At 64.6% G+C, this 26,195-nt stretch carries 25 protein-coding genes; 11 read left to right on the top strand and 14 right to left on the bottom strand.

Annotated elements, in window-relative coordinates; translation table 11 throughout:
* Window positions 1-358 precede the first annotated feature (358 nt).
* The gene (locus JJ896_11315; GenBank protein MBO6780231.1) at window positions 359-553 is read left to right on the top strand and encodes a hypothetical protein; all 195 of its coding nucleotides are present in this window, start codon (window positions 359-361) and stop codon (window positions 551-553) included.
* 6 nt (window positions 554-559) lie between these two features.
* On the opposite strand, the gene JJ896_11310 is transcribed toward JJ896_11315, so the two are convergent.
* From JJ896_11310 to obgE, 4 genes are read right to left on the bottom strand one after another with little or no spacing between them, the layout of a single operon-like run.
* Window positions 560-1,138 (bottom strand): hypothetical protein, encoded by a 579-nt coding sequence (locus JJ896_11310; protein MBO6780230.1) that lies wholly within the window; start codon window positions 1,136-1,138, stop codon window positions 560-562.
* Entirely contained in the window at window positions 1,135-2,223 is a 1,089-nt protein-coding gene (locus tag JJ896_11305; protein ID MBO6780229.1) for an RluA family pseudouridine synthase, read from the bottom strand. Before JJ896_11305 ends, JJ896_11310 begins: the two co-directional genes overlap by 4 nt.
* A gap of 34 nt (window positions 2,224-2,257) precedes the next feature.
* Window positions 2,258-3,352 (bottom strand): DNA-protecting protein DprA, encoded by a 1,095-nt coding sequence (gene dprA / locus JJ896_11300; GenBank protein MBO6780228.1) that lies wholly within the window; start codon window positions 3,350-3,352, stop codon window positions 2,258-2,260.
* Complete coding sequence (gene obgE / locus JJ896_11295) at window positions 3,349-4,359, bottom strand: GTPase ObgE (protein MBO6780227.1); 1,011 nt, start codon at window positions 4,357-4,359, stop codon at window positions 3,349-3,351. Before obgE ends, dprA begins: the two co-directional genes overlap by 4 nt.
* Window positions 4,360-4,485: 126 nt before the next feature.
* On the opposite strand from obgE, the gene rnhA reads away from it, so the two are divergent.
* Window positions 4,486-4,932, top strand: a complete 447-nt coding sequence (rnhA, locus tag JJ896_11290; protein ID MBO6780226.1) for a ribonuclease HI — start codon at window positions 4,486-4,488, stop codon at window positions 4,930-4,932.
* A 35-nt stretch (window positions 4,933-4,967) separates the two neighbouring features.
* Here rnhA and JJ896_11285 read toward each other — a convergent pair whose 3' ends face one another.
* Together JJ896_11285 and JJ896_11280 are read right to left on the bottom strand one after the other, a co-directional pair.
* Window positions 4,968-5,618: a hypothetical protein gene (locus JJ896_11285; GenBank protein ID MBO6780225.1), complete on the bottom strand. Its 651-nt coding sequence runs from the start codon at window positions 5,616-5,618 to the stop codon at window positions 4,968-4,970.
* A 443-nt stretch (window positions 5,619-6,061) separates the two neighbouring features.
* Window positions 6,062-6,703, bottom strand: a complete 642-nt coding sequence (locus JJ896_11280) for a YigZ family protein (GenBank protein MBO6780224.1) — start codon at window positions 6,701-6,703, stop codon at window positions 6,062-6,064.
* A 126-nt stretch (window positions 6,704-6,829) separates the two neighbouring features.
* Between JJ896_11280 and JJ896_11275 the strand changes: the two genes are divergently transcribed.
* Window positions 6,830-9,313 (top strand): carbohydrate binding family 9 domain-containing protein, encoded by a 2,484-nt coding sequence (locus tag JJ896_11275; GenBank protein ID MBO6780223.1) that lies wholly within the window; start codon window positions 6,830-6,832, stop codon window positions 9,311-9,313.
* A gap of 167 nt (window positions 9,314-9,480) precedes the next feature.
* Here JJ896_11275 and JJ896_11270 read toward each other — a convergent pair whose 3' ends face one another.
* From JJ896_11270 to JJ896_11260, 3 genes are all read right to left on the bottom strand, one after another.
* Window positions 9,481-9,738, bottom strand: a complete 258-nt coding sequence (locus JJ896_11270; protein ID MBO6780222.1) for a hypothetical protein — start codon at window positions 9,736-9,738, stop codon at window positions 9,481-9,483.
* 285 nt (window positions 9,739-10,023) lie between these two features.
* Entirely contained in the window at window positions 10,024-10,344 is a 321-nt protein-coding gene (locus tag JJ896_11265; GenBank protein MBO6780221.1) for an SPOR domain-containing protein, read from the bottom strand.
* 59 nt (window positions 10,345-10,403) lie between these two features.
* The gene (locus tag JJ896_11260) at window positions 10,404-11,027 is read right to left on the bottom strand and encodes a septal ring lytic transglycosylase RlpA family protein (GenBank protein ID MBO6780220.1); all 624 of its coding nucleotides are present in this window, start codon (window positions 11,025-11,027) and stop codon (window positions 10,404-10,406) included.
* Window positions 11,028-11,252: 225 nt separating this feature from the next.
* Here JJ896_11260 and JJ896_11255 point away from each other — a divergent pair, with 225 nt between their 5' ends.
* Window positions 11,253-11,855, top strand: a complete 603-nt coding sequence (locus JJ896_11255) for a hypothetical protein (GenBank protein ID MBO6780219.1) — start codon at window positions 11,253-11,255, stop codon at window positions 11,853-11,855.
* A gap of 46 nt (window positions 11,856-11,901) precedes the next feature.
* Here the strand turns inward: JJ896_11255 and JJ896_11250 are convergent, their stop codons facing one another.
* From JJ896_11250 to JJ896_11235, 4 genes are read right to left on the bottom strand one after another with little or no spacing between them, the layout of a single operon-like run.
* The gene (locus JJ896_11250) at window positions 11,902-12,180 is read right to left on the bottom strand and encodes an ATP-dependent Clp protease adaptor ClpS (GenBank protein MBO6780218.1); all 279 of its coding nucleotides are present in this window, start codon (window positions 12,178-12,180) and stop codon (window positions 11,902-11,904) included.
* Complete coding sequence (gene purS, locus JJ896_11245; protein ID MBO6780217.1) at window positions 12,177-12,437, bottom strand: phosphoribosylformylglycinamidine synthase subunit PurS; 261 nt, start codon at window positions 12,435-12,437, stop codon at window positions 12,177-12,179. Before purS ends, JJ896_11250 begins: the two co-directional genes overlap by 4 nt.
* A gap of 43 nt (window positions 12,438-12,480) precedes the next feature.
* On the bottom strand, window positions 12,481-13,329 hold the full coding sequence (pssA, locus tag JJ896_11240) for a CDP-diacylglycerol--serine O-phosphatidyltransferase (protein ID MBO6780216.1): 849 nt from the start codon (window positions 13,327-13,329) through the stop codon (window positions 12,481-12,483).
* On the bottom strand, window positions 13,330-14,028 hold the full coding sequence (locus JJ896_11235) for a phosphatidylserine decarboxylase family protein (protein MBO6780215.1): 699 nt from the start codon (window positions 14,026-14,028) through the stop codon (window positions 13,330-13,332).
* Between the two features lie 103 nt (window positions 14,029-14,131).
* Between JJ896_11235 and mtaB the strand changes: the two genes are divergently transcribed.
* The 7 genes from mtaB to JJ896_11200 all read left to right on the top strand — a co-directional run bounded on the left by mtaB (window position 14,132) and on the right by JJ896_11200 (window position 23,532).
* Window positions 14,132-15,436, top strand: coding sequence for a tRNA (N(6)-L-threonylcarbamoyladenosine(37)-C(2))-methylthiotransferase MtaB (gene mtaB, locus JJ896_11230; protein ID MBO6780214.1), 1,305 nt, complete (start codon window positions 14,132-14,134; stop codon window positions 15,434-15,436).
* Window positions 15,437-15,517: 81 nt separating this feature from the next.
* Complete coding sequence (locus JJ896_11225) at window positions 15,518-16,102, top strand: RNA polymerase sigma factor (GenBank protein ID MBO6780213.1); 585 nt, start codon at window positions 15,518-15,520, stop codon at window positions 16,100-16,102.
* Window positions 16,095-17,030, top strand: coding sequence for a FecR domain-containing protein (locus JJ896_11220; GenBank protein ID MBO6780212.1), 936 nt, complete (start codon window positions 16,095-16,097; stop codon window positions 17,028-17,030). The genes JJ896_11225 and JJ896_11220 overlap by 8 nt, the downstream gene beginning before the upstream one ends.
* Entirely contained in the window at window positions 17,027-18,232 is a 1,206-nt protein-coding gene (locus tag JJ896_11215; protein ID MBO6780211.1) for a hypothetical protein, read from the top strand. Before JJ896_11220 ends, JJ896_11215 begins: the two co-directional genes overlap by 4 nt.
* 5 nt (window positions 18,233-18,237) lie before the next feature.
* Window positions 18,238-19,020, top strand: coding sequence for a hypothetical protein (locus JJ896_11210; protein ID MBO6780210.1), 783 nt, complete (start codon window positions 18,238-18,240; stop codon window positions 19,018-19,020).
* A gap of 7 nt (window positions 19,021-19,027) precedes the next feature.
* Window positions 19,028-20,836: a hypothetical protein gene (locus JJ896_11205; GenBank protein MBO6780209.1), complete on the top strand. Its 1,809-nt coding sequence runs from the start codon at window positions 19,028-19,030 to the stop codon at window positions 20,834-20,836.
* Window positions 20,809-23,532, top strand: coding sequence for a TonB-dependent receptor (locus JJ896_11200; protein MBO6780208.1), 2,724 nt, complete (start codon window positions 20,809-20,811; stop codon window positions 23,530-23,532). The genes JJ896_11205 and JJ896_11200 overlap by 28 nt, the downstream gene beginning before the upstream one ends.
* Window positions 23,533-24,096: 564 nt before the next feature.
* Here the strand turns inward: JJ896_11200 and JJ896_11195 are convergent.
* On the bottom strand, window positions 24,097-26,193 hold the full coding sequence (locus JJ896_11195) for an insulinase family protein (GenBank protein MBO6780207.1): 2,097 nt from the start codon (window positions 26,191-26,193) through the stop codon (window positions 24,097-24,099).
* Between the last annotated feature and the right edge of the window lie 2 nt (window positions 26,194-26,195).

Genomic DNA, 26,195 nt, shown 5'->3' with positions numbered 1-26,195 from the left:
GACCTTGAATTCAGGGTGTGTTGGGGGCGCGCAGATTTTTCTGCTCCTGCGCACACATGTCACAATTGTAAAGGTCGGGCGGCCGCGCGTCCTTGCGTCATGCAACTACGTGGATCCCGCCTCGCCGCCATGCTCCGGTATGCCTCAGCCCGCAGCCGGTGCCCTGTTTGTCAGAATTCCCGGTTCACTTTTGCGCCGAGCCATGTGCAGATGGCCGGACGGGAGTATGCGGTGATGTCGTGCAATCGATGCGGAGGGAGTACGCTGGTAGACGTGGACATTCTTTCGCGGCGGTCGAAAGGGGCGCCGGTGGATGCGGTGTGAGAACGGAACCTGACTGAGTGTCGTTTGCTCGACTATGAAACTCGAATACGTTTTCTCCGGCGCTCGCAAGAATCCGCTCGCGCAGAAGGCTGAACGCCTTCGCGCGGCCGGTTGGCAGGTTGGCGACGCCTCCGACTTCCTGGAGCTTACTCCCGAGGAAACTCGACTTGTCGAAAGCAAGCTTTCCGGCAAGGCGCCCCGAGACGAAGGCGATCGTGAGTCAGATTAGGACCGCCTAGTCTCGAGCCACCATCACCAGGTGAATCACCTGTTCGCCGATCGCCAACAGCTCGGCGAAGTGATCGAACATGTGGTAGGACAGCCGCAAGTCGGGGTCTTCGGGATCCTTTACCAACCAGAACAGGGTGTGCCCTTGTGCCAACTCATCGATGAGGGGGGCTAGTTCGGCCGGCTGTTCGAAAAGCCCCTGGGCCATAAGGTGATCGCGAAACAGCCGAGTAGCCTCGACACCGGATACCTCCCGATACGAGGACTCGGACAGCTGAGAGATCAAGAGCGGCCCGTGGACCGGTGGCGTCTCATGGACTTCGGCCGCGTACAGATGCGGCTTCTGTGCGCGCCCCTCTTCAAACTGCAAACGCTGGCCTTCTAAGCGCTTCTCGTGCGCCGCGGCTGCCTCCGGGGTCTCTGGCTCGGGTCCACTCAACCAATCGTGGAACTGCTCGCTGGCCATGAACCTGGCGATCGCTTCCGACGGGGAGGCAAACGGGACGTCCGCCACATACTTCCGGTGTTTCCAGTGATCGAATTCCCGGATTCTGCGGGCGTGCCGCTCCACGAGTCGGAAATTCAACCCGGCTCCCCCTTCCGCAGCTTCTCCATCGCCGCCGCCATGTCCGCGGGAATCGGAGACTGCAGATCCATCTCTTCCCTACTCACGGGATGCCTGAACCCGAGCGTCTCGGCATGCAACGCCTGCCGGGGCAAGAGGTCATACAGATTCCGGTAGTAGGCCCGTCGCCTGGCCGTGTCCGGGCCGCGCGCGACGCCGGCGCCGCCGTAGGTCCCATCGCCCAGGACTGGATGGCCCAGGGACTTGGCGTGCACGCGGATCTGGTGCGTACGACCGGTCTCCAGCACGAATGACACCAGGCTGACGTACTGGAAACGTTCCTCCACCCGGTAGTTGGTGGCGGCGAACTTGCCTCGGTCCTCCCGCACAACGGCCATCTTCTTGCGGTCGCGCGGGTGTCGAGCCAGGGCGCCCTCGATGCGACCTTCCTCGGGGTCAGGCGTGCCCCACACCAGGGCCTTATAGCGCCTGCGGGTGGTACGCTGCTCGAATTGCTTGGCCAGCGCCGCGTGCACGCCCTCGTTCTTCGCGACCACCAGGAGCCCGCTGGTGTCCTTGTCCAGCCGGTGCACGATGCCCGGGCGAAGCGCCGCGTCGCCGTCGAACCGGGGTCCGGCGTTCATCATGGACAGTCCCACATCGTCCGTTTCGGGCTCTTCTTCCTCCTCCTCAAACGACACGGTGCCCGCGCCCAGATGGTGCAGCAGCGCGTGAACCAAAGTGCCGGTTCGGTGCCCGAACGCGGGGTGCACCACCATGCCCGGCGGCTTGTTGACCACCAGCAGGTGCTCATCCTCAAACGGCACATCCAGCGGAATGGCCTCGGGCACGATCTCAAGCGGAGGCGGCTTGAGCAGGGTGCACACGATGCGGTCTCCCGGCTGCACGGGGTGGGACACCTTCTTGATCACCTTCCCGTTGACCGTGACACGCCCTTCCTTGATGCCCTTCTGAGCCTTGGACCGGGAGACGTTCTGCAGAAAGCGCGTCACGTACAGGTCCAGCCGCCCCTCTTCGCGGTAGCCTGGGGGCACCTCCAGGGTAACCTCGGTGTCGATGCGCTCGGGGTAATTGGGATCGGTCATGGCGGCGGGAACGCGTGGGGTGGGGCGGCGATCCTCACACCGGCACGTAGCGCTTCCCCGGCAGCTCCTTCACCACCCCGCGAAGCTGTAAATCCAGCAGCAGCACCAGAATGTCCGACACCGACTTGCCGGTCTCGCGGCAAATCTGATCCACGGTCCTACCCTCCGGACCCAGGTACGGCAACAGCGCTCCGGCCGGCCCGGGCTGCTTGGGCTGCGCGGGCTTCTCCCTCCCCGTCACCGCGTTGATCAGGTCCCAAGCGCTCCACGCTGGCGTGGCGTGCCGCGAGGTCAGCAATTTGGTGCTGCCCATCGCCGACTTCCGGTCCATGTCCCCGGGAACGGCCCAGAGCGGACGCCGCTGGTCCTCAGCGAGCGCGGCCGTGAGTAGCGCCCCGCCTTTGTCGTTGGCCTCCACCACCACAACCGCGTCCGATATACCGGAAATGATGCGGTTTCGATTGCGGAAGGTGCCGCTCCCGGCACCGCGACCCGGCGGGCGTTCCGTGAGCAGCGTACCGTCCGCCTCGATCTGGCGGGCCAGAGCCCTGTGTACGGCCGGAAACACGCGGTTGATGCCCGTTGCCATAACGGCCATCGTGCCCGAGCGGCCTTCAAGAGCACCGCGGTGCGCCGCGCCGTCGATTCCCGTGGCCATTCCGCTCACCACTTCAATCCCTTCATCGGACAGGTCGCGGGCCATGCGGGCCGCCATGCGCCTGCCGTACTCGCTGACCCTCCGGCTCCCGACCATGGCCACGCGCGGTCTTTCCGTCAGCGGTCGGCCACACCACCACAGCGCGAGCGGGGCGTCGGTCAGCAGGCGAAGGCGCTCGGGATAGTCGTCATGCGCCGGCGTCAGCACCGGCCGGTCGGGGACCTCTACATCTCGAGCAGCCAGGATCGCGCTGATCCGGTCTTTCGGAAGCCGGCCGCGCAGCCGGGCTTCCGGAATATCCAGTATCGCTGCAGCACTGCCCCCGCACTCCTGAAGCAGCGCCCGAACGGTCACCGTGCCGATCCCATCCGACAGCGCAAGACGAACGAAGGCTTCCCGATCCTCGTCCGTTCGCCGCAGCACGAACCCGTGCTCAAACGGTTCGGGACCCTCGGCGTCCTCGCGGCTCACACCAGACTCCGGGAATCCTCCACGCGCGTCCACAGCGCACGGGTCAGTGTGTCCAGTCTCTGGCGCGCGACGGCCGAGAACGCCAGCACCTGGATGTCCTCCGGCAGGGTGGCCCGCACCTCTTTGAGGTAGTCATCCAGCTCGTCCTTCGGCAAAAGATCCGTCTTCGAGATGCCGATCATGCGCGGCTTGCGCAGCATGTCTTCGTTGAAGCCCTCCAGCTCACCGAGCAGCACGTTGTACGTCTCCCCGGGGTCTTCCGCATCAATGGGAATGACGAACAGCAGCACGGCATTGCGTTCGATGTGCTTCAGGAACTGAATGCCGAGCCCGCGGCCCTCGTGGGCACCTTCTATGATGCCGGGGATGTCCGCGATCACAAAGGACTCGTAGTCATCCACGCGCACCACGCCCAGGCTGGGTTCCAGCGTGGTGAACGGATAGTCGGCAATCTTGGGCTTGGCGGCAGACAGCGAGCTCACCAGCGTGGACTTGCCCGCATTGGGGAATCCCACGAGCCCGACATCGGCCATGAGCTTGAGCTCAAGCGTGACGTTGCGCTCCTCGCCAGGTTCGCCGGGCTGGGAGTGCCGGGGCGCCTGGTTGGTCGCGGACTTGAAGAACGTATTCCCCTTACCGCCGCGGCCGCCTTTGACGAGCACAAGCTCATCGCCCTCATTCGTGATCTCCCCCAGATACTCGTCGGTGTCGGTGTCCTTGAGGATCGTGCCGAGCGGTACCCGAATGATGATGTCCTCCCCACTCTTCCCGGTCTTGTTGGCGCTGCCACCGGGCGCGCCGTTTTCGGCAAAGTGATGCCGATTGTACCTGAGGTCCAGCAGCGTGTAGAGGTGCGCGTCACCCCGCACGGTGACCGATCCGCCTCCCCCGCCGTCCCCGCCGTTGGGTCCGCCCATGGCCTCATACTTTTCGCGCCGAAAGGACATGGCGCCGGGGCCGCCCTTGCCGGAGCGCACGGTGATGGTGACGTAGTCGACGAACTTCATGGGAGAGCAGTGTTGAGTGGGCGCGGGTCGGACCCCGCCGGGGGCCTGTACGTTGGCGGCCCCTGACATCTAGAGAACACAAGTCAGCCGAATGCAACGAATCCTCAGCGCTGGGGTGCCGCACGCGTGAAGAAAGTGACGCTATACACGGACGGTGCCTGCTCGGGTAACCCGGGTCCGGGCGGCTGGGCGGCCCTGCTGATGTTCGGGCAGCATGAGCGCGTGCTCACCGGTTTCGAGAAGGAAACCACCAACAACCGCATGGAGCTGATGGCGGTTTTGGAGGGGCTACGCGCACTGAAGGAGCGCTGCGCGGTGGCCGTGCACTCGGACTCCAGCTACGTCGTGAACGCCTTCAAGCAAGGATGGCTGGAGAACTGGAAGAAGCGCGGCTGGAAAACGGCCGGTAAGCAGCCCGTCAAGAACCGGGATCTCTGGGCGGTGCTGGATCAGCTGGTGGAGCAGCACGATGTCGCGTGGGTCAAGGTGAAGGGCCACGCGGACGATGAGCTCAACAACCGCGTGGACCGGCTTGCTGTGGCGGCCCTAGAGGACGGGCGCGACCGGAAGTAAGGGCGGGCCCAGGCCCCGGCGATCTCCGCCCGCAGTTACGGCGAGGCCGGCCTCGGCAGGATGCCTCCGACCCGGCCGAAGTGCGTCACGACACCCTGCGCTGCCAGGGGTCCTGATGTTGGGCTGACGAATCTTCCGTCGGATTCCCTGTAGTAGAGACAGCCGGCCTCGTCCATGGGTCTCGAATCGAGGAAGTCGAGGGCGGTATCAAGTGCATCGCTCCACCGTCCCTTCGCGCTGGACAGGTCAAACGGCTTCACAAGATCCAGCCGCTCGAAATCCTCAGGGCGATAGCGACCCCGCCGGCGAAGCTGCTCGAGCAGGGAATGCGGCGAATACCCCGGGTCCTTGGCTACGGCCGCCCAAATGAGCGGACCGAGGGCCAGGATATTTTCCATCACGTACAGGATGTCCACGAAGTCGCGCGCCTCTTCGCGTCCAGCGAGCGCCAGAACCTTGTTCGTCGCGACGTCGATATCGTGGAGCACGTACCCACCCAACTCGCTCTTGGAGACCGGCATGAACCGCCATGCCGAGTCCCGCGCCCAGTCGATCTGCGTCGCCTTATCGGCTCGACTGACAATGGAGCGGATGAAGCCCGGCTGCGTGATGACGATCTTCAGCGTGAAGCCGTTTCCAGTAAGCAACTCGCTGTCCTCGGCAAAGGCCTCGGCGACGTGCTCCACGGCATCATGAAAAAGGTCGAGGTCACGGGAGCAGCGCGTCGAGTTTGGCGAGAAGTGGAGGACTGTCCCCCCCGCCAGATAGCTCTCCGGTGTCCTTACGGGCCCAATGATGCCCAGAATCTCGTGCTGCAGTCTCGTTAACGGCACAGCTTTGTCGCGACCTCCCACGCGTCTCTCCCGCCGTGGCGCTTCAACTGTTGACAGACCCAGTGCACGTCTGCCAGGCCGATCTTCAGAGTCGGCGGCGACGACCAGAAGCACTGGGCGTGGAACCGCCTGAACGCTCTGCGAGCTTCCCGAACACGGACCATGTCGCGCGCCGTCCCGGAGTCCAGTTCTCGCCGGCTCTTTCGACCACCTTTTCGTCCGATGGCGGACAGGTACTCTCTCACGGGATCGGTCATGATCATCGTAACCGGCTTATGATCGAGTTGATCCCCCCGTCAGGGATCGACCTGACCCGCAACAACCTCCCCGCGCCCGCTCAGCGCCTCCACAAACGCGGCCTCAAACGCCTCCGCTTCACTGCGCCGCACCTCCAGATACAGCGTGGTCCGATCGCCGTACTCGCTCCGGGCAATCACGGCATCGAACTGATTCACCGTGTGCATGGCCGGTGACGTGTCGTCATAGTCAAACGTCACGGCCACGGGCAGCCGGATGACGCACGTGCGCACACGGACCGCATCGACCACCAGACCGGCCGTATCCCCGTAGGCCCTGACCAGGCCGCCGGTGCCGAGTTTGGTGCCGCCGTAGTACCGGGTCACCACGACCATGGCGTTCGTCAGGTCTGCCGCCTCGATGCGCCGCAAAATGGGCATGCCCGCCGAACCGTTGGGCTCACCGTCATCGTTGAACCGGGTCAGCGCCCCCTCAGGGCCGATGCGCCACGCGCTGCAGTGATGCGTGGCATCATATTCCGCTTTCCGCAGCGCGCGCAGCTTCTCATCCGCCTCATCCTGTGACAAAACGCGCATGATTCGGCCGATGAACCGCGACCCTTTGACCTTCAGGTCAGCCGTTTCTTCTGATTCTGGTTCTCTGTATTCGTCCTTCATCACTTCTTGGTGACTGGAGCGCATCCAGCGAAGCGCTTCCGCGTCTGCGGGAATGCTTCTTGCGACAAGCGGCTGAACGCGACGGCAGGCGGGCAACCCTCTGCCTTCGTTACCCATTCCCCTGATTGTACCGGCTCAAAAGTCTCCCACATGAAACGATTCCTGCCGCTTTTTCTCCTTCTGACGATCGCTCCCCCGGCGACTGCTTCGGATCCCACGCTCAATGATGACCGGATACTTCCGGTGCAGCGAGCGGATTCCGGCCACCGGGTTGACGGACGTCTCGATGAGGCGGCGTGGTTGACAGCCGCACCGGCCACCGACTTTGTCCAGTTCGAGCCCAACGAGGGCCAGAAACCGTCCCAGGCCACGGAGGTGCGTGTCCTGTACACGTCGGATGCCATCATCATCGGCGCCCGCCTGTTCGACTCAGAGCCGTCTGAGATCTCCGCGACGCTGGGCCGCCGGGACGATACCAACCAGGCGGACTGGTTCTTTGCGTCGATCGACTCCTACTTCGACCGCAAGACGGCCTACACCTTCGGCGTCAACGCCGCGGGCGTGCAGTTTGACGGCATCACCACGCGCGACACGGACGAGACCTGGAATGCGGTCTGGCAATCCGCGGTGCGCATCGACAGTGAAGGCTGGACCGCAGAAATGCGCATCCCGCTTACCATGCTGCGCTTCGTCAGCGGCGCGGACACGTGGGGCATCAACTTCCGCCGCGACATTCCGCGGACCAGCGAAACCATTGAGTGGGCCATGGTGCCCCGCACGGAGCGCCGCAGTGGCTATGTGGCCCGGTACGGCCGGCTGATGGGGATTTCGGGGCTTGACCCAGCCCGGAACGTGCAGATTCTCCCCTACTCCGTCTCCCGCATCGACACCTATGAAGGCGATGTGGCAGGACAGCGCGCCTCCAGCTCCGACATCGACATGGGGGTAGACCTGAAGGTCGGCCTGACCTCCAACATCACGCTGGATGCCACCGTGAATCCGGATTTCGGGCAGGTGGACGCCGACCCGGCGCAGCTCAATCTGACGGCCTTCGAGACCTTCTTTGATGAGAAGCGGCCCTTCTTCGTCGAGGGCGCGCAGATCATGAACTTCCGGCTGGACTTCGACGGCAGCCTGCTCTACACCCGCCGTATTGGTGCGCGGGAGCCGATCATCGGCGCCAGCAAGATCACCGGTCGCACGGACAACGGACTCTCCTTCGGTGTGCTCGGCGCATCGACAGGTGCCGACTATGACCCGACGCGTTTGTTCACCCTGGCCCGGGCGCGCCAGGAGCTGGGGCGCTTCTCCTATGTGGGCGGCATCGTCACAGCCACCGACCGCAGCGAGGATGAGATCCGCGCCTACACAGGCGGCCTGGATTGGGATATCCGAATGGGCGGCAACCGGTATGCCATCGACGGCTTCTTCTCCTTCTCGGACCGCGGCGGTGCCGGCATCGGCGACAATCAGCGCGGCGTGGCAGGTTCGTTCGGCTTTGACCGCATCAGCGGCACGGTCACCTGGGGCTCGAGCTTCCGGTTCTTCTCGGACACGTTCAATCCGAACGATCTAGGCCGATTGCGCAGAAATGACTTCATGCGCGGGTCGCTGTTCACCAGCTACCAGATGAACGGTGGCCAGCCGTTTGGTCCGTTCCTGCGCGGCAGCGTGCGCGCCTTCACCTGGCAGAGCTGGTCCTATGCCGAGCGCATCAACCAGGGCGCTGGCGTCAATGTCAGCTCCAACCTGGTGACGAGGGGCTTCCAGCGCATCGACGTGCGTTATGAGGCCGACAACGTGCTCGGCGGCTACGACCTCTACGAAACTCGCGGCCTGTTGCCTTATGCCCGCCCGGCGGCCCATTCGGTACGCCTCTCGTTCCGCACCGACTCCCGCAAACTCTGGCAGGTGAGCCCCTCCTTCAACCTGGAGCGCGACTCCGAAGGCGGCGCCGACTTCCGCACCAGCCTCGACGGCGAATGGAACGTGTCCAGCCGCCTCAACCTGTCCGCCGAAATCGGCGCCTCCAGGTCCGACAATCGCACGGCCTGGGTCTCCAATGAGGCCTTCCGCCGCACGGCTGCCGGCCTCGAGATGGGTACCATCGCCACCGACCCCTCGAACCTGGAGGAGGACGAATGGATGGCCCTGCCAGCCGGCAGCGCAGTCACGGCCCTGGCCCTGAATGAGGGCGATGCGGTCCGTGCTTCGGTCTTCGGCAGCCGCGATACGCGATCGATGGACGTGACGCTGCGCAGCGACGTCACCTTCACGCCGAAACTCAGCGTGCAGTTCTACGGTCAGCTTTTCGGCGCCCGCGGCCGGTATGACGGTTTCCAGCTTCAGACCGGACAGGACGACCTGGCGGCGTTCGATCATCATCCCAAGCGACACGACTTTTCGCTCTCCCGCTTTCAGACCAATACGGTGCTGCGCTGGGAATACCGCCCCGGCTCGACCCTCTACCTGGTCTGGTCGCAGTCACGCGGCGAAAGCCTGCGCCTGGACCCGCTGGACAACCTGAGCGCCTCGCCATACGACGTCGGCAGCTTTTCGCAGCTCACCGATACGTTCGACTTCTTCCCGGCGAACGCCTTCCTGATCAAGCTGAACTACATCTTCCTGCCGTAAGCGGCGGGCGGGTGCGCTGCGCGGAAAGCGGGCACCTGAGCCCTGAGCCGTAGGCCGCGGGCCCGCCACAGAGCCCATCGCCCGAAAATGAGTGCGGCTCGGCCTCTCCCCCAAGAGACCAAGCCGCATTTGTCTGATGCTCCCCAAAGCAATCAGTCAAAAAGTGGTCATGGCTGCCGGAATCGAAGGGAGATGGCAACCCGGTCTCCGGTGCGCGTGTGACGGACGTGTACGCGGTTCGCGGCACCGTCAGGCGTGGTGGAGTTGATGCGCCCGGGCACGCGGTCCTCGGAAATGGCGGACAGCTCGCGGCGCGGAGAAATGGCGCAGAGCGTGGCCAGTGAACGGGCGGCGGCACCCTCCGTGGCGGGCGGCAGAATGAGCCGGGGCGCCGGGTGCAGAAGTGTGAGTGTGCGGGCTTTCATAGGTGACAAGGATGTTCGCCTGTCGTGGAGGCGACCTGTCACCACGCCCGCGCAGATGTGGTGGATATGTAGTGCCGCGTCGTGAGACGCGTACGCGGGCTTGCTGCTGGGCAGCGTACCGGGCACGAACCCTATATCGGTTCTGCGACTACGCGATTTAAGCGATGACTACCAATTTCTTGGTAGTCGGCCGATTTTTTTGCCGATCGGCCAAAACGCCAGAATTAGAGAAGGGCGCCCTGCCGTCGCAGAGCGCCCTAGTCCGGGGGGACGCTTGTGTTCCCTTTATGTATAGAGCCTCTGAACGAAGCTCTTGTACCCTAAATCTTCCAGATCCCACTGCGCCCGCAGCGCCGCGTTGCGGTCGCGGAATCGTTTGTAGTTCACGCGATAGAGCGTGCTGCCGTCCTTCCGGACTTCCTCCACCCACGCATCAGGCAGCGCACTCAGCACATCCGCGGCCTGGGTGCGGGAGCTGTAGGTGGCCACCTGCAGGGTGTACTCGATCGGCTCCACGACGTCCGTCAGGGGAACGGACACCGCGGCGGAGGCCGGGCTCTCGGGGAGCACGGTCAGCAGAGCAAGTACGAACAGGAGGTTTCTCACGGAAAGAGGGGTTTTCACTTCCGGGATCAGCCAAAAGCGGCCGACCTTAAGCGAGGGGCCTACTGAAGCGTGCGGAGAAAGCTGTCAAACCCGTGCGATGAGAGGCGACGCTGGGCCGAACGGGCGGCCTCCTCATTGTCGAATCCGCTGTAGTAGACCCGGTACATGGTCCCGTTGGCACTCGAGATCGTCTGAATCCAGGCGGCTTCGTGCTTTCCGGCTTCCGCTTCTGCGGCGGGTCGGTTCGAGAAAACGCCCAGTTGCAGCGTGTAGCTTCCGCGCTGCGGGGCGATGGTCTCTGAGGCGGGCGTAACGGTAGCGACGGCCTGACCGGCCTGCTGATCGAGGCGCACGCGGGCCACGCCCGAGTCCATCATGCCGATGGCGCGCGCGGCGGCACCCGAGAGATCGATGACGTGACCAGGGCCGGACTTCATGCGGTCGTTGACACGGACCAGCACCGAGCGGCCGTCATCGACACGGGTGACCCGGATCATCGAGCCAAACGGCAGAGTGGGGTGCGCGGCCGTGAGGCCTTCATGGTCATAGGCTTCGCCGCTGGCCGTGGCCAGACCGTTGAAGCCGCGATTGTACCAGCTTGCGTAGCCGGTTTCCGAGTTCTGGGCCGACAGCGGGAGCACGACCAGGAATCCGAGAATGAGGGCGAAGAGCTTGCGGTGCATGTCAGGAGGGGTTGTAGGCGATAAATGCTCGCGTACGGCGGATGCCAGAACCGTGCCCGCGACCGCTTCTACACCGGAAAGGGGCTTCCTGAGGCGCATGGAGTGCGTCTTCGCCCGGATTGCGCGATGGGTACAGCGTTTGTCCGGTAGGTGAATGCGCCCGAAAGCGTGTTTTTCGGGAGCACTTTTTTCCGCCCCCGTACAGGCTTTTCCCCTCCTCAAGTCATGTCGACACGCTTCTCAACCGCTTACCTCCTCGCTGGCGTCCTCCTTCTGTCTGGTTGCGCCGGCAGCGCCGGATCCTCCACCTGGAACGGCGGCGCCCGCGCCGAGAAAGGCTCCCGTACGCCCATCGGCTGGACGGGCGTGATGCCTTCAGATGATGCGCCCGCTCCCCAGTCGCAGCCCGAGGCCGATGCCCCGGCCGAGGAAGCCCCGGGTACCTGCTTCGTGAAAGCCCCGAACATGGAGGCCCCGGAAGTCATCCAGGTCCTCAAGCGCCCCGAGCGCAGCGCGGACGGCGTGGTCATCCCCGCTGAATACGTCAGCACGGAAGTGCTAGACGCCGCACGCGAAGGGTTTGCGTGGCTGCCGGCAGTCTGCGAAGACAGCCTGGACCGTCACCTGATCATGCGGGTGCAGGAATCGCTGATCCAGTTCGGATATGACGTGGGCAGCGTGGACGGCATCGCCGGCCCCTCTACCCTGGCCGGCCTGGAGTATTTCAAGCGGGACCAGGGCCTCTACGGCGAAGGATTCACGCACGCGACACTCACGGCGCTGGGCATTGATGCCAAGGCCAGCGGGCCCGGGTTCGCCAGTCGATAGATTTCTCCGGGGGCGTTGGCGCAACGCTGCGCCCCGGAGCTCGGAGTTAGCCCCGCATCTCGGTCATCAGACCGATCTCGCGCAACACGCGCTGCACGCGCAGGCACTCCTCGATGTCGCCCACAAAGGCGCACGAGCTGCCGGTATGGTGCGCCTCGAGCGTGACCTCGGTGGAGCGACGCACGCTGTAACCGGTGGCCTTCACCACCTGCATCACCACCTCGTCAAAAGCGTGGATCTCGTCATTGAAAAGGATCACACGCCACGGCGCGCCAACGGCTACCGCCTCCTCTACCAGGACTTCTGTCTGCGTCTGCTCACTCATGCGGTCTGCGCCTCCTCTACGCGCACGGTAAAGTCCTCCATGACCTCGTTGGCCAGCAGCTTGCGGCATGCCTCGGTGGCCCGCTCGCGGGCGGCCTCAGCACTGTCCGCATCGATCGTCAACTCGACAAACTTGCCAATGCGCACGTCCTCGATGCCGGTGAAACCCAGCTGATCCAGCGCATGCTGGGTGGCCTTGCCCTGCGGGTCCAGAATGGAGGTGCGCAGGGTGATTTCGACGGATACGTGGTAAGGCATCAGGGCTCGAGGCGGTTTCTCTGGCGCAATATACCCCGGTCCCTCAGGAAGCCTTCCCGTCCCCGGAGGCATTCTCCGCGTTTTCTACGGGCGATGAGCGCAGTGCTGCGCGGCCGGCTTCAGAGAATGTTCTCCAGATGGAGACCAACACGTAGGTGCTCAGGCAGATCAGCACGCCTTCGCGCGGGACAATCAGCATCAGGACCAGCGCGCCCACGTAAATCAGCCCCTTGCGCGGCTCCGCCCGCAGGAATTCCGCAGATGGTTTGGGCATGCTCTCGAACCGAATCGGCGAGATCATGAGCACCGACATCAGTACAATGATCGGCCCCAGGAACGTGATCTGCGTGGTGTCGATGCCCGGCAGCGAGTCCAGCCAGGAGGCATTGAGCAGCACGGCCACAATGAACATGGCCTGCCCCGGGATAGGCATGCCCTCGAAGAAGGGCTTCTTCTCTCCGTCGAAGTTGACGTTGAAGCGCGCCAGCCGCACCGCACCACAGATGGCGGGCAGGGCCGACACCACCAGGCCGACCAGGCCGAACTCGCCCAAGGCGTACTGATGCACCAGAAACGCCGGTGCCACGCCAAAGGAGACAATGTCCGACAGCGAATCCAGCTCGACACCGAACAGGCTCGACCCGTTGGTCAGGCGCGCCATCATGCCGTCCAGAAGATCGAAGAACGCCGCCAGCACAATCAGCCACGCCGCGTTCTCAAACCGACCTTCCGACGCCTGGATGATGGCCAGGAATCCGCTGAACAGGTTCATCAGCGTGAAGAAGGACGGCACGGTGGTCGGGGGCAGTCGCCGGCGGACCCGTCCGCCGCGCTTGGCGCGGTAGGTTTCCAGCCGCTGCCGGATGCGCCGCTGCTTGCCTACGCCAGACATCTACCTGGCCTCCGCAGCTTCTGCGTTCGTGGTGGCTTCCGCCCCCTGAGGAATCAGATGCCCCAGGATGGTCTCCCCTGCCACGACCCGGTCCCCCACTTCGGCGAACACAGGAATGTGCGGCGGCACGATCACATCCATGCGGGAGCCGAATTTGACGATGCCAAAACGCTCCCCGGCCTTCAGACTGTCCCCCACGCCGACGTGGTACACAATGCGGCGCGCCACCGCACCCGCAATCTGCTTGAACAGCACCTTGGTGCCGGAGGCGTGCATCAATCCCAATTGTGAGCGCTCGTTCTTCTCGCTGGCCTTGGGATGCCAGGCCACCAGGTACTCGCCCGGCACGTACTCATCAAACTCGATGACGCCGGTGGCAGGCGAGCGGTTGACGTGCACATTCAGCGGCGAAAGGAAGATGGAGATGCGTTTGACCGAGCCCTTCAGGTAGAGGCGGTCTTCCTCCTGCACGATCTCGACCACTTTGCCGTCCGCGGGTGCCAGGAGAAGCTCCTCCACATCGTCCGGGGGAGTGCGACTCGGATCGCGGAAGAACCAGAGTGTGAACGCGAACACCAGGACGCCCAATGTGCCCACGACAGCGGCGATGGGCTGACCGACCTGAAACGACAACAGCACCAGGGCGGCGCCAATCACGGCCGATGCGGCAATCAGCGCGTAGCCTTCCCGTGCGAACATGCGTGAATTCGGTGGTGGAACGGATCGATGGGCGGGCCTTGAGGCCTCAATCCTGAACACGAATCTATGTTTTTCGTTGCACGCGCGCCTTCATTCTGCCTCTATGCGCGTTTCCCTCCATACCCTGGGCTGCAAGCTCAACTATGCGGACACCGGCTCCATGAGTCGGGCGTTCGAGGAACGCGGGTTCGACGCCGTGCCCTGGGGCGGCGAAGCGGATGTAGCGGTGATCAATACCTGCACGGTGACCGAGGAGGCCGAGCGCAAGTGTCGCCAGGCCATCCGGCGCGCACTGCGCCTGAATCCCGACACCTACGTCATCGTCACCGGGTGCTACGCGCAACTTCGCCCTGAGGAAATCGCGGAGATCGAGGGCGTGGATCTGGTGCTGGGCACCGCCGAAAAGTCCCAGGTCTTTGCGTACGCGGACGCGTTTGTCAAACAGGAGAAGACGCAGGTACACGTCTCCTGCATCGACGAGGCGACCGACTTCGGTCCCTCCCACGCCGCCGGCGAGCGCTCGCGCGCATTCCTGAAAGTGCAGGACGGCTGTGACTATTCCTGCTCATTCTGCACCATCCCCGCGGCGCGCGGTCCCAGCCGGAGCCACACCATCGCCGGTGCCGTGGCGCAGGCGCGATCCATTGCCCGGGACGGGTTCTCGGAGATCGTGCTCAGCGGCGTGAACATTGGCCTGTTCGGCCAGGATACCGGCGAGAGTCTGCTGGACCTATTCCGCGCATTGGATACAGTCGATGGGGTCGCCAGGTACCGAATCTCCTCCATCGAACCGAACCTGCTGACGGATGAGATAATCGGGTTTGTCGCGGGCTCTCGCGCGTTCCAGCCCCACTTCCACATTCCCCTGCAAAGTGGCGACGATGAGGTTCTGGGTGCCATGCGGCGGCGCTATCGGCGACAGGTCTATGCGGACCGCGTGGGCCGCATCCGGCGGGACATGCCGCACGCCTGCATCGGCGTGGACGTGATCGTAGGCTTTCCGGCCGAGACCGATGCGCACTTCCGCAACACGGCCGCTTTCCTGGAAGACCTGGACGTCTCTTACCTGCATGTCTTCACGTACTCAGAGCGGCCTGATACGGTGGCGGTCGAGCGCTTTGGCACCGACGTGGTGAATCGGGGCGTGCGCTCGCAGCGCAACCGCACGCTGCGGCTCCTGTCCACCCGGAAGCGCATGGCGTTCAATGCGCGTTTTGTGGGCACCTCCCGTCCAGTCCTGTGGGAACGCGAGGGCGAGATGCACCAGCTCGGCTTCACCGACAACTATGTCCGGGTGCGCCGGGCCTCGATTCCCGGCACCGAGGGCGCCATTGAGCAGGCCTACCTGGACCGTCTGGCTGAAGACGGGGTGGTTGAGGCCGGAATTCCGGCCCTCACGGTGCTCTAGCGGGACTTTCCGGGCCCGCATCAGATTTTTTCGTCGTCGGCGGGAATGAGCGCGGAAGATCGGTTGTCTAACTCACCGAACATGGCTGAAGAAGCTCGCATGGCCTCCTCAGGGGCGAATCCGGATGGTGCCGCCCTGTTGGACCGGGTCAGGCAGGGAGATGCCGACGCCTGGAAGACGTTTGTCGACCAGTACGAAGGTGTGGTCGCTGCCACCGTGATCGGCATGATCGGTCGCGGTCCGGACGCGGAGGACATCGGCCAGGAGGTCTTCATCCGGTTCTTCCGAAACGCAGCCAACTTCCGCGGCGACGCCGACGTGTCCACCTACCTCACCAGATCAGCCATCAACCTCTCGCTGAACGCCATCAAACGGCGCCAGCGCATGAGGCGATGGTTCTTTGGTCCGCCAGAGGATCGGTTTGAGGCTCCGGAACTGCCGGCGGACAAGGCGCTGGAACGCACCGAGTTGGGCACCCTGGTGTCTTCCGCCATTCGCGCGCTGCCGGCCGACTTCCGGTCGGTTGCGGTTCTGCGACTGGTGCAGGAGCACTCTACCGCCGAGACGGCAGCCATCCTCGGCATCCCCGAGGGCACGGTCATGTCTCGCCTGTCCCGCGCCCAGAAGCGTCTTCGCGAGATGCTCGGAGGGGTGATCGATGGCTGATCTGGATCGTTTGATTGCCGATGCGGCCCGAGAGGACCGCGCCGAAAGCTTCGGGCCGTACTTCGCGGAACGCACCGTGCGTGCGGCGCGCGAGGCCGGTCTGGGCACGGCGGCGGACTCCGCCCTTGTGGGCTCCGGCGCTCGCGCGGTCCGGCGCTCGGCCCTCCGCGGCTCGCGCGCCTCCGCGGCTCGCGGCACGGCATCCAGCGGCACTGCCCTCCCGTGGCTTCGTCCTGCCCTGGCCGTTGCCACGCTCGCACTGCTCATAACCACCGCTGACCAGTTCCGCACCCGCACGGTGTCGGTTGCCGCCGGCGCCACCGAACAGGTGACGCTTCCCGACGGCACGGGGGTCACACTGGCCGCCGGAAGTCGCATCGCCTGGAAGCCGTTCTTGCTCCGCTCCGAGCGGCAAGTTCAGCTTCAGGGAGAGGCGTTCTTCGGCGTCGCGCACGGCGAGCGCACCTTTGCGGTGGAGACCTTCAACGCCCGCGTTGTGGTGACGGGTACGCGCTTCAACGTGCGCGCCTGGCCCGCAGCCGAGCGGCCGGAAACGCTGGTCTCGCTGGAAGAAGGCGGCGTGCGCGTGGAAGCCTCCGGATCTGCGGAAACGCTGGTCCCGGGAGAAACGGTGCGCATCGCCGCGGACCGCATCGCCCGTGAAGAGCGACTCACACCGGCACAGGCGTCGGGGTGGCGCACCGGCGGCATCGCGCTGGTGGATCTCCCCCTGCGGGACGCGCTGGCCTCTCTGGAGAGGCGATTTGACGTGTCGCTCAGCGCGGCCGCTTCCGTTTCGGATCGACCCACGACCTACGTGGCTCCCTCGGCAGGTGAACTCGAGGATGTGCTCGACGCCATCTGCTTCGCACTCAATCTCACCTACCGCCCGGTGCTGGGCGGATATACCATAGAACCCGCACAATGAGAGTTTTCGCTGTGCTTGCGACGGTCATTCTGTTGGCCGGCTGCTCTTTTACGGACGAACCGCATGTCGATCCGCCGGCCGAATTGCCCGCGCGCGTGCAGGAGGTGGTGCGTACCGACAACGCGTTCGGGCTGCAGCTCTTCAATGAGCTCGTCCAGGGCGAGGAAGGAAACGTGTTCATGAGCCCCACGTCGGTGTCGTTTGCCCTGGGCATGACGGCCAATGGCGCGAACGGGCAGACCTACGACGAGATGGTGTCGGTGCTCCGCAAGGGCTCCCTGAACCCGGAGGAGGTCAACAGTTCCTACCGCGATCTGGCCTCGTTCCTGGAGACGCTGGATCCGGTGGTGCGCCTGCGCATCGCCAATTCCATCTGGTATCGGAACGGCTATCCCGTTCGCTCGGAGTTCCTGGATACCAACCGGGAATACTTCGCGGCAGAAGTGGCCGAGGCGGACTTCAATGATCCTGCTACGGTGGATCGCATCAACGGCTGGGTCGACGAAAAGACCGAAGGCCTCATCGACAAGGTCATCGAGCAGATCGACGGATCGGTGGTCATGTACCTGATCAACGCCATCTATTTCAAGGGCACGTGGCTGTACGAATTCGACCCCAATGAGACGCGGGAGGCGAGCTTCGCCAACGCGGACGGCACCACCGCTCAGGTCCCCATGATGGCCCAACAGGCCGATCTGCCGGCCTTCCGACACGCCAACTACACGGCTGTGGATCTGCCATACGGTGATTCGCTGTATTCGATGACCGTCGTGCTGCCCGAGCCCGGGTTCACCACGGACGATGTGCTTGCGGAACTGCAGGCGGATGATGTGGCAGCCTGGACCACCGAGCTATCCCCCACCGACGTCATACTGTCGATGCCGCGGTTCAAGGTGGAGTACAAGGAAAGCCTGGTTCCCATGCTGAAAAGCATGGGCATGGAGGCTGCGTTTGCCCCGGGTTCGGCCGACTTCACGCGGCTCGTTGAGGGAGGCGGACCGTGGATTGACGACGTGATCCACCAGGCCGTGCTCGACGTGAATGAGGAGGGTACCGAGGCCGCCGCCGTCACCACCGTCATCATTGTGGAGTCTGCGGGCAGCGGACCACTCCGCGTCACGCTGGATCGCCCCTTCCTGCTCTTCATTCGGGAGCGGATTTCGGGCTCCGTGCTGTTCATGGGCCGCATCGCCCAGCTGTAATCGCCATGAAACACCTTCTTCTTCTCCCTGCATTGCTGCTTGCGGGCTGCACGCTGACTGGTCCGGGCACCGTGACGGAGCTGACAGACCTGCAGCAGGCCCGGGCTCGCTGGCAGTCTTCCGCGTCCGCCGACTATGACATGCAGCTGTTTCGCGGCTGCTTCTGCGCGGGCTCCGGTGAACTGCACATTTTTGTCCGGGACGATTCACTGGCCGCCATCAAGCAGCAGGAAGACTACTGGGTGGTGGACGAGACCTGGTGGCAGTACATCCCGACCGTCGATGAGCTCTTTGACCTCATCGAGGAGGCCACTCGCGAAGCGGACGAACTCACGGTCACGTACCATCCCGAACTGGGCTATCCGACCGAGATCTCCATCGACTGGCTCGCCGATGCGGTGGATGACGAGATCATGTACCAGGTCCGGAGTGTGGACCTGACGCCGGCTACCGACGTCTTCCGACTCGACTTTGGTGAAGCGGCGCAGGCCGCAGCGGGTGTGCGGCTGGTGTTCTCCGAAATCGTGGAGGACAGCCGGTGTCCCATCAATGCCGACTGTATTTGGGAGGGCCGGATCGTGGTCAATGTGTCCGCCATCAGTGGCAACGTGGTGGATGAACTGCGACTAGTCCGTCGCGGCAACCTGGATGGTGACTCGCCCACTGGCAGCGCATTTGGCGTCACCGTCACCATGATCTCCGCCAGTCCCTATCCCGGCTCCGTCCCCTCACCCATTCCGGATGAAGACTACTGGATCTACCTGGTGGTCGAACCGACCAATTCCTGACTCTGCCATGAAACACGTCTGCTCTCTTTTCGCGGTGGTCGTGCTGGCCGCCGCCGTGCCCGCCTCTGCGCAATACACGGATAACCGCGCGCTGCAGAAGGCATTCGAGAACGTCGATTTCTTTTTCAAGCCGGCGTTCGTCAACCCTTACGGCCTGGAAGGCTTCGGCACCGGCGTGCCTGGCCTGCTCAATGACCCTCTGTTGAACCTGCACCTGACGCCTTCCCTGGCGCAGCAGGATTCATCGTCGTATGCGTATGTGGACTTTCGCAGCACGCGCGAGGCGGCCCGACATGACTACTACTATCCGCTGTACGGGGTCAATTATGACGCGGCGCTGTCGTCTTTTGTGGGCTACTGGCCACGCTACCACATTCAGACCTATCGGCCGGCTGAACCAGTGATGTCCCTGGCGTTCATCACCAACCCCGCGCCGAATCGCACGCCCGATCTCACGGTGGGCATCACCTACCAATTGGCGACCGATGCGCAGGCGTACTACGACGTACCGAACAACCTGTATCGCGGCCTCGACATGGCGAACGCGGCGGTAGACGAGGGCTATCCCGTCACCCAGGTGGCGGGCGGCTCAGACCAGATGCGCACCACCGGTCACTTCCCGTCGGCCTTCGCGGCTCTCCAGTTGTCTGACACGTGGCGCGTGGGCGCGCGCATAGCGTCGGCCTCCTTCGATCGAAACGGCGAGGTGGGCAACTTCCACAATCCGGGCCCGGCGACCGTTCAGGAGATCAACTTCTCGTCCCAGTGGGATTCCAGGAATCAGGAGTATGACCACCTGGACTTCTCGGTCGGCGCGCACGGGCAGGTTTCCGAGCGCGTGGTGGTTGGTGGTTCGCTGGGCTATCTCTCGGGCAAGGGCACGCAGTGGCAGGACGGCGCGTCCCGCTTCCACTACTTGCGGGGCCTTCCCGCTTCCGAGGAGTTTTCCTTGCACAGCTCGGGCTCACTCAATGAGTCCCTCATTCAGCGCGAGGGCGGCGCCACCCGCGGCAACTTGTTCTTGCGCAAGCAAATCGACGAAAACCGGCTGCTGTCCGTGAGTTGGACCGGGCGGTGGCAATCGCTGGATCTCTCCGGGCGCGTGCTGGTGGATGACTCCACCCAATCGGAGAACTATTCCAATCGCCCGAACACGTCCTACCGATACGACCACCGGTACGCGTCCAGCAACTTTGACGAGCGACTGGGCACTGGCACCGGCGATGGGAATGAGCAGCGACTGCACGTGGGCCTGGACTGGCAGGTGTCGAGCAAGGCCCGCCTGCTGATCGGCGCTGCCGGTGCCCGATCCGTCGAGTCGCTCGATACCCGGGAAGACGTCACGTCTCGGTGGAGCATGGCGTGGTCCAACTTCTGGACCGATGGCGACTACGTGGAGTCCAACGCCATGGACCAGGAGCTCATCGAGGACAAGGAAGTGCGATGGGAATACCGGGCCCGCCGATCCTCCCTGCAGATACCCGTGCTTCTCTGGCACGATCTGTCCTCCCACTTCCAATTGGTGGCCGGCGTGACGCGCACCCATCAGGACGTCGAGATTGACGATGAGACCATCGCCATGATTCATCGCAGGGAGGTCACCGAAAACGGAGTCACCCGCGTGACCTCCCGGTTCGGCGAGAGCTTCCGAGAACCGTCGAGCTTCCGGACAGTCATCGAAACCGGTGCCATCCTGGGCATCACGGCCCGGCCCTCGAGCCAGGTGGATGTGCGCCTTCTGATCTCGCCGCGCTGGTCCGACCAGTACGACACCCGCCGAACGGACTGGTGGCTCGGGATTCAGCTCCGTCCGTGATCTCGGGCTGGAAACATAGTCTGCTGCTTGCGGCCGGCCTGCTAATGGCAGTGCCGGCCGCGGCCCAATCGTGGAGTGTCGATGTGCGAGGCGCTGATCTCGACCACGCACTCCGCACATTCGCCGAACGCACGGGCACGGCCGTCGCCTACGACCCCGATCGGGTTCGCGGCGTGCGCGTGACCTGCGGCGTGTCCACTGGCGATGTGGAGGTCTACCTGGCCTGCCTGCTGTCCGGCACGGGTCTCGAATACTTCCGCCGCGCCTCCGGGACCTACGTAATCGGTCCTTCCCTGGCGCTGCCGGCGGCGTACGGCGTCGTGACCGGTCAGGTGGAGGACGCCGATACGGGCAATCCCCTGGCGCTGGCGCACATCCGCGTCGGCCCGGAGGCGCGCTGGGCCGTGACCGGCGCCGGCGGACGCTTTGTACTGGCCGACCTGCTCCCGGGCCGCTACCGCATTTCCGTCAGTCACCTTGGCTATGGCGCGTGGGAGGATTCGGTCGATGTGGTCTCCGGCTCGGCGACACGCATCGTGGCTCCCCTGCGCACCGCGCCCATTGAAGCGGCGCCGATTGTCATCGAGCAATCCGCATCGCCCCCGACTGCTCGCGATGCCCGCCGACAGGTCGGCGAGGTCCGCGTGCGCATGCCTGGGGCCGTCAGTGACCTCACCGGTGGCCTGCAGATCCACGGCAGTGCTGCGGGTGATCTCCAGCTGCGACTGGACGGCCACCCTGTGTATTTCCCACGGCAGTTGGTGGGTCTCTTCGGACCGTTCTCTTCGCAGGCCGTGGATCGGATCCGGGTGTATCAGTCCGGCTTCGGAGCGGAGACCGGCAGCCTGCTGGGCGGCGTGGTCGACTTCGGGCAGACCCTCGGCGGCGTGCCTGGGTTCGTGGCGGAGGCCAACTCCCACGCCACCGAAGGTTCGCTGGTCGTATCGGAGGGGCGCAGTCGTGTTCGTGCGTCCGGGAGAACGTCCCATCTGAGTCGCACGCGGCCCTCCTCGGTGCTTGGCACGCTGGAAGACTGGTCCACGACGGACCCGTTCCTGCTGTTTGCCCCTACCGGTGAACTGGCCAACGCGAACGAGTCGAGAGTCAACGAGCTGTACTCGTTCTCAGACCTGGCACCTACCGCATCGTTTTCCGACCTGAACGCGGCGTGGAGCGTCGAGACCCGACCCGGGCTGCGCGTGCATGGCACCGCGTATCACGGTCGTCGGGGCCTGTCCGGGGATCGCCGCGCAGACGGCGTCGAACGAGCCGTTGCCGATGCCCAGCCATTCCTCAGCGCCGTCGCGCGTCATCAGTGGCGAACGTCGACCGGTGCGGTGGGCGTGCGCGCGTTGCTGGGCACACAGGCGTTTGCCAGCGGCTCGATGCGCTTCAGCAGGTACCGGTACCAGCATGGGTACCGTCTGGCCAACCCCCGGGCGGACCAGTTTGCGGCCGAGGTGGACTCGGGAAACCTGGCGGAGGGCGACCTGCCCATCGACCTGAGCAACTCAAACCGACTGGATGAGTGGCAGGTGGACGCGCGGCTGGACGCGGCCAGGGGCCGGCATTTCGTGTCGATGGGACTTGAGGCCATCGGCACCACCAGTGCCTATGCGCTGGGAGCGGCGGATATGTCGGCCGGAGCCACGCGCGGGTTTCTGATAGATCGCGGTGGCGGGATCGACACGCTCTACGCCTTTGTGGTGGGGTACCGCAATGAGGCGGCCCGGGAGCAGATGGGACGGTTGACCTTCTGGCTCAGCGACCGATTCGAGGGCGAGCGCCTGGTAGTCGAAGGCGGCGCCCGGTTTACCTGGCACTCCACTCGGACCACTGTGTACGCCGAGCCGCGCATGCGGCTGGGCTGGCGTTTTTCTCCCGACCTGACCGCGGGAGTGTCGGCGGGCCTGTATCGGCAGTTTGTGCTGCAGTTTGACTACAGCACGGTCAATGCGGGCGAGGTGGTGCCGTCCACACGCATCTGGCTCCCGGTGCCTGGCGTGCTCAGTCCCCCGCGGGCCGTGCACGTCGCGGCGGCTGCCCAATGGCAGCGCGGCGCATTGCGCACGCGCGTGGAGGCATATGCCAAACGGGTCGACGGCGGGCGCACGCCCAACTATCTGTGGTCTCCCACGCTGGACAATCGCCCGGACGGCCATCGTTTCCTCGCCGGACAGGACGCGCGACACATCGGAATCGTGGTGGACAACGAGCTGGAGAACCCGCTTGGCCTGACGCGGGCGACGTTGCGCCTCTCCCGGGATCGCGTGACCTCGGCGGCGCTGTTCGGCGGCCGCACAACGAGCGCGCCGTGGTCCGTGCCGCGAACGCTTGCGCTTGCGCACAACGCCTCCTGGAATCGTGTCGGCGCCGGCGCACGGCTTACCTGGGAGTCCGGCATGCGATGGGGTCTCAGGCAGGCCTACTACGACTACTATCGCAGACTCGCGACCGCTGGGAGGTGGAACCTGAGCGATCCCGACGCCCACAGTTTGCCCGATCGAGTGTCCCTCGACGTCTCGTTGAGCTGGCGACCGCGTGCGAGCCTCGAGGCCTACGCCGAGGTGGAGAATCTGCTGGACCGGCGCAACGAGCTCGACTGGCGGCTGCTGCACGACGGGAGCGAACTGCGCCAGGATCCGAGGTATTTGCCTGGTCGCACGGTTGTGCTGGGGGTGAAGGCGCGGTTTTAGGCGAGGCGCGGCGCTGGGGCGGCGCGGCGCTGGGGCGTGGCGCGGCGCTGGGGCGTGGCGCGGCGCTGGGGCGCGGCGCTGAGCGTGGCGCGGACATGGAATGTCGGCCCCTGATTCCACACGGCGGTCCGTCGTCACCGGGGCCGATGTGGAATTGAGGGGGTCGATTACACCCGGATACCCTCTGAGAGGCTCAGAACGTGGAATCCAGGGGTGGTTTTCGACTTAGGCCCTGTGGCGAAGCGGCGACGGCCGCCCGGTGCGAAAAGCCGCCCGCAGCGACGCGGCGACCCCCGCCTGGCGCGAATCCCGGCCCGCGGCGACGCGGCGACGGCCGCCCGGCGCAATCCCGGCCTGTGGCGAAGCGGCGACGGCCGCCCTGCCCGAATCCCCGCTCGCGGCGACGCGGCGACGCCCGCCCGGCGCGAATCCCGGCCCGCGGCGAAGCGGCGACCCCCGCCCGCAACGCTCCCCCCGGGCGCGGGCGGAGCGACCTCTGCCCAATGGCCCGGCAGCCACCAACAAAAAAACCGGGCGGCCCGCAAATGCGAGCCGCCCGATATCCTACTGCTGGAAGGTCGAGGCGTCCACGGGTGGATTCACCTCAATCGAGTTGTAGGAAATCTCGCCGCCGAGCTGGTCCCCCTGGTACTGCTTCACGGAGTACGGCAGGTGCAGCGCCCCGGTGTCCCGGTAGTCCCCGTACACCTCGCTGACTGCCACGGGGCCTTGCTGATAGGTAATTCCGATGGGCAGGTTCGTCCCGGCATCGAGGTACAGCCTGAACTGATTGACACCGTCCGGAGGGGACACAAGCACCACCTTGGCGGCGCGCCCGTCCAGTTCGCCATCGGCAAGCTGCTGGGCCTCCAGGGCGTCGATGCGCGACAGGAAATAGGCCGGCGACTGCCACATGGATACCCGAATCTGGTCCCGCAGCTGGCCCTGCATCTGCTCCGGAATCATGGCTGGGAAGCCGAACTCGTCACCCATTTTGGTGAGCACAAGCCCGCCCATGGGCGTCTGCTGCTCCAGGCGCACGTTGTCCGGCATGCCAATGATCATCTTCAGGCCCAGATCAAACGTCTGGCCGTCCGGCGTGGAGATCTTCTGCGAGCCGTCCATCAGGATGGCCTCCAGGGTGCCGAAACCGGGATCGCCGCCCATGGCTTCCCGCGCTGCCATCAGCAGAGCGACGCCACCCTCGGCGGACTCTTCCGTCGCCTCCTCAACCGGCTCCTCGCCAGTCGGGATGCTGATGTCCACCTCTGTGACCGGACCGAGCTCGGTGAGCGGCGCACCGAATTCTTCCGCCTTGCCCACAACCAGGATGCGGATGTCTTCGGGTTTCAGGTACTGCTGCGATACGCGATGGATGTCCTGCGGCGTGACCGCCTCGAGCCCGCTTTTCTGGATCTCCAGGAAGTCCATCGGATAGCCGTACCAGTCGTACGTCATCATTCGGTTGACCACTTCGCCACGCGTGTCAAAGTTGAACACGAAGCGGTTCAGGTATCCGTCGCGAGCCAGGGCGACCTCCTCCTCTTCCGGCGGAGCTTCACGCATCTTGTCGATCTCGGCAAGCACCGCGTTGGCCGCGTCCACCGTGGACTCGGACTTGGTCATCACCTGGGCGAAAAAGGTGCCTGGACGATCGAAGTTGGCTGAGTACCCACCGCCGACGGCGTAGGCCAGCCCCTGCTCCACGCGAACGCTCTGCATCAGGCGGCCCGAGAATCCGCCGCTAAGCACCTGGTTCATCATCGTGAGCGCGGGCTGATCCGGATGATCCGCCCGTATGTCTCCGAGATGGCCGAGGTACACGGTTGACTGCGTGACGTCGTCCTTGTCCACGAGAAACACGCCGTCCTGATCCGGGGACTGAGCCACCGGTGCCGGTGGCCGCTGGAATCCCGGGACCGGCTGCCAGCTTTCAAACGCAGCTTCGATGCGAGCGGCCATCTCCTCGGCATCAAAGTCTCCCCACGCACCGATCATCACGTTGCCGGGGTGGTACCATGCTTCGTGGAACGCCACGAGGTCGTCCCGCGAAATGGCGTCGACGGTCGCGTACTCCGGCGCGCGCGCCCATGGGCTTTCGGATCCGTAGAGAATCTCGTTGAACTCCCGACTGGCAATCTGACCGGGGTCATCGTTGCGGCGGGAGATCGCGCTGCTGATCTGCGTTTTGGCCAGGTCAATCTTGTCCTGCGGCAGCGCCGGGTTCATCAGCACGTCTGCAAACAGCGGCAATACGGTGCCGGCATGCTCGGTCAGCGCAAACATGCTGCCGCCTCCGGACGTGGCGCCGACGGAGGTCTCCACCGAGGCCGCGATGTTCTCCAGGATGACGTTGAGCGTATCGCCCGGAACGGTTTCCGTGCCACCCGAGCGCATGACCTGACCCAGGATGGACGCGAGTCCCACCTTGTCGCCCGGCTCATACACACTGCCCGTTCCCACGCGGGCAACAACGTTTACCATCGGCAGCGCACGATCCTCGATGAGGAAAAGCACCATGCCGTTGTCCAGTTCAAACCGCTGGGCCTCCGGCGTGTCAAAATCCGGGAGCTCCGGATAGTCGATGGCTGAGTGATGCTTCTGGGCCGCGGCCGGCAGGACCAGAAGCGCCAGGAGCAGAATCGAAAAAAGATGCTTCATGA

The organism is Rhodothermales bacterium, assembly GCA_017643395.1.
GTDB lineage: Bacteria > Bacteroidota > Rhodothermia > Rhodothermales > UBA10348 > JABDJZ01.
This window is presented reverse-complemented; position numbering and strand designations above follow the sequence as displayed.

Excerpts from the sequence above, each read along its gene's own strand:
- pssA (MBO6780216.1), bottom strand. The coding sequence starts at position 13,329 with ATGTCTGGCGTAGGCAAGCAGCGGCGCATCCGGCAGCGGCTGGAAACC.
- JJ896_11280 (MBO6780224.1), bottom strand. The coding sequence starts at position 6,703 with ATGCGCTCCAGTCACCAAGAAGTGATGAAGGACGAATACAGAGAACCA.
- JJ896_11205 (MBO6780209.1), top strand. The coding sequence starts at position 19,028 with ATGAAACACGTCTGCTCTCTTTTCGCGGTGGTCGTGCTGGCCGCCGCC.
- JJ896_11305 (MBO6780229.1), bottom strand. The coding sequence starts at position 2,223 with ATGACCGATCCCAATTACCCCGAGCGCATCGACACCGAGGTTACCCTG.
- purS (MBO6780217.1), bottom strand. The coding sequence starts at position 12,437 with ATGCCTTACCACGTATCCGTCGAAATCACCCTGCGCACCTCCATTCTG.
- JJ896_11225 (MBO6780213.1), top strand. The coding sequence starts at position 15,518 with ATGGCTGAAGAAGCTCGCATGGCCTCCTCAGGGGCGAATCCGGATGGT.
- JJ896_11215 (MBO6780211.1), top strand. The coding sequence starts at position 17,027 with ATGAGAGTTTTCGCTGTGCTTGCGACGGTCATTCTGTTGGCCGGCTGC.
- JJ896_11195 (MBO6780207.1), bottom strand. The coding sequence starts at position 26,193 with ATGAAGCATCTTTTTTCGATTCTGCTCCTGGCGCTTCTGGTCCTGCCG.
- JJ896_11250 (MBO6780218.1), bottom strand. The coding sequence starts at position 12,180 with ATGAGTGAGCAGACGCAGACAGAAGTCCTGGTAGAGGAGGCGGTAGCC.
- mtaB (MBO6780214.1), top strand. The coding sequence starts at position 14,132 with ATGCGCGTTTCCCTCCATACCCTGGGCTGCAAGCTCAACTATGCGGAC.
- JJ896_11255 (MBO6780219.1), top strand. The coding sequence starts at position 11,253 with ATGTCGACACGCTTCTCAACCGCTTACCTCCTCGCTGGCGTCCTCCTT.
- obgE (MBO6780227.1), bottom strand. The coding sequence starts at position 4,359 with ATGAAGTTCGTCGACTACGTCACCATCACCGTGCGCTCCGGCAAGGGC.
- JJ896_11260 (MBO6780220.1), bottom strand. The coding sequence starts at position 11,027 with ATGCACCGCAAGCTCTTCGCCCTCATTCTCGGATTCCTGGTCGTGCTC.
- JJ896_11235 (MBO6780215.1), bottom strand. The coding sequence starts at position 14,028 with ATGTTCGCACGGGAAGGCTACGCGCTGATTGCCGCATCGGCCGTGATT.
- JJ896_11220 (MBO6780212.1), top strand. The coding sequence starts at position 16,095 with ATGGCTGATCTGGATCGTTTGATTGCCGATGCGGCCCGAGAGGACCGC.
- JJ896_11275 (MBO6780223.1), top strand. The coding sequence starts at position 6,830 with ATGAAACGATTCCTGCCGCTTTTTCTCCTTCTGACGATCGCTCCCCCG.
- JJ896_11210 (MBO6780210.1), top strand. The coding sequence starts at position 18,238 with ATGAAACACCTTCTTCTTCTCCCTGCATTGCTGCTTGCGGGCTGCACG.
- JJ896_11270 (MBO6780222.1), bottom strand. The coding sequence starts at position 9,738 with ATGAAAGCCCGCACACTCACACTTCTGCACCCGGCGCCCCGGCTCATT.
- JJ896_11315 (MBO6780231.1), top strand. The coding sequence starts at position 359 with ATGAAACTCGAATACGTTTTCTCCGGCGCTCGCAAGAATCCGCTCGCG.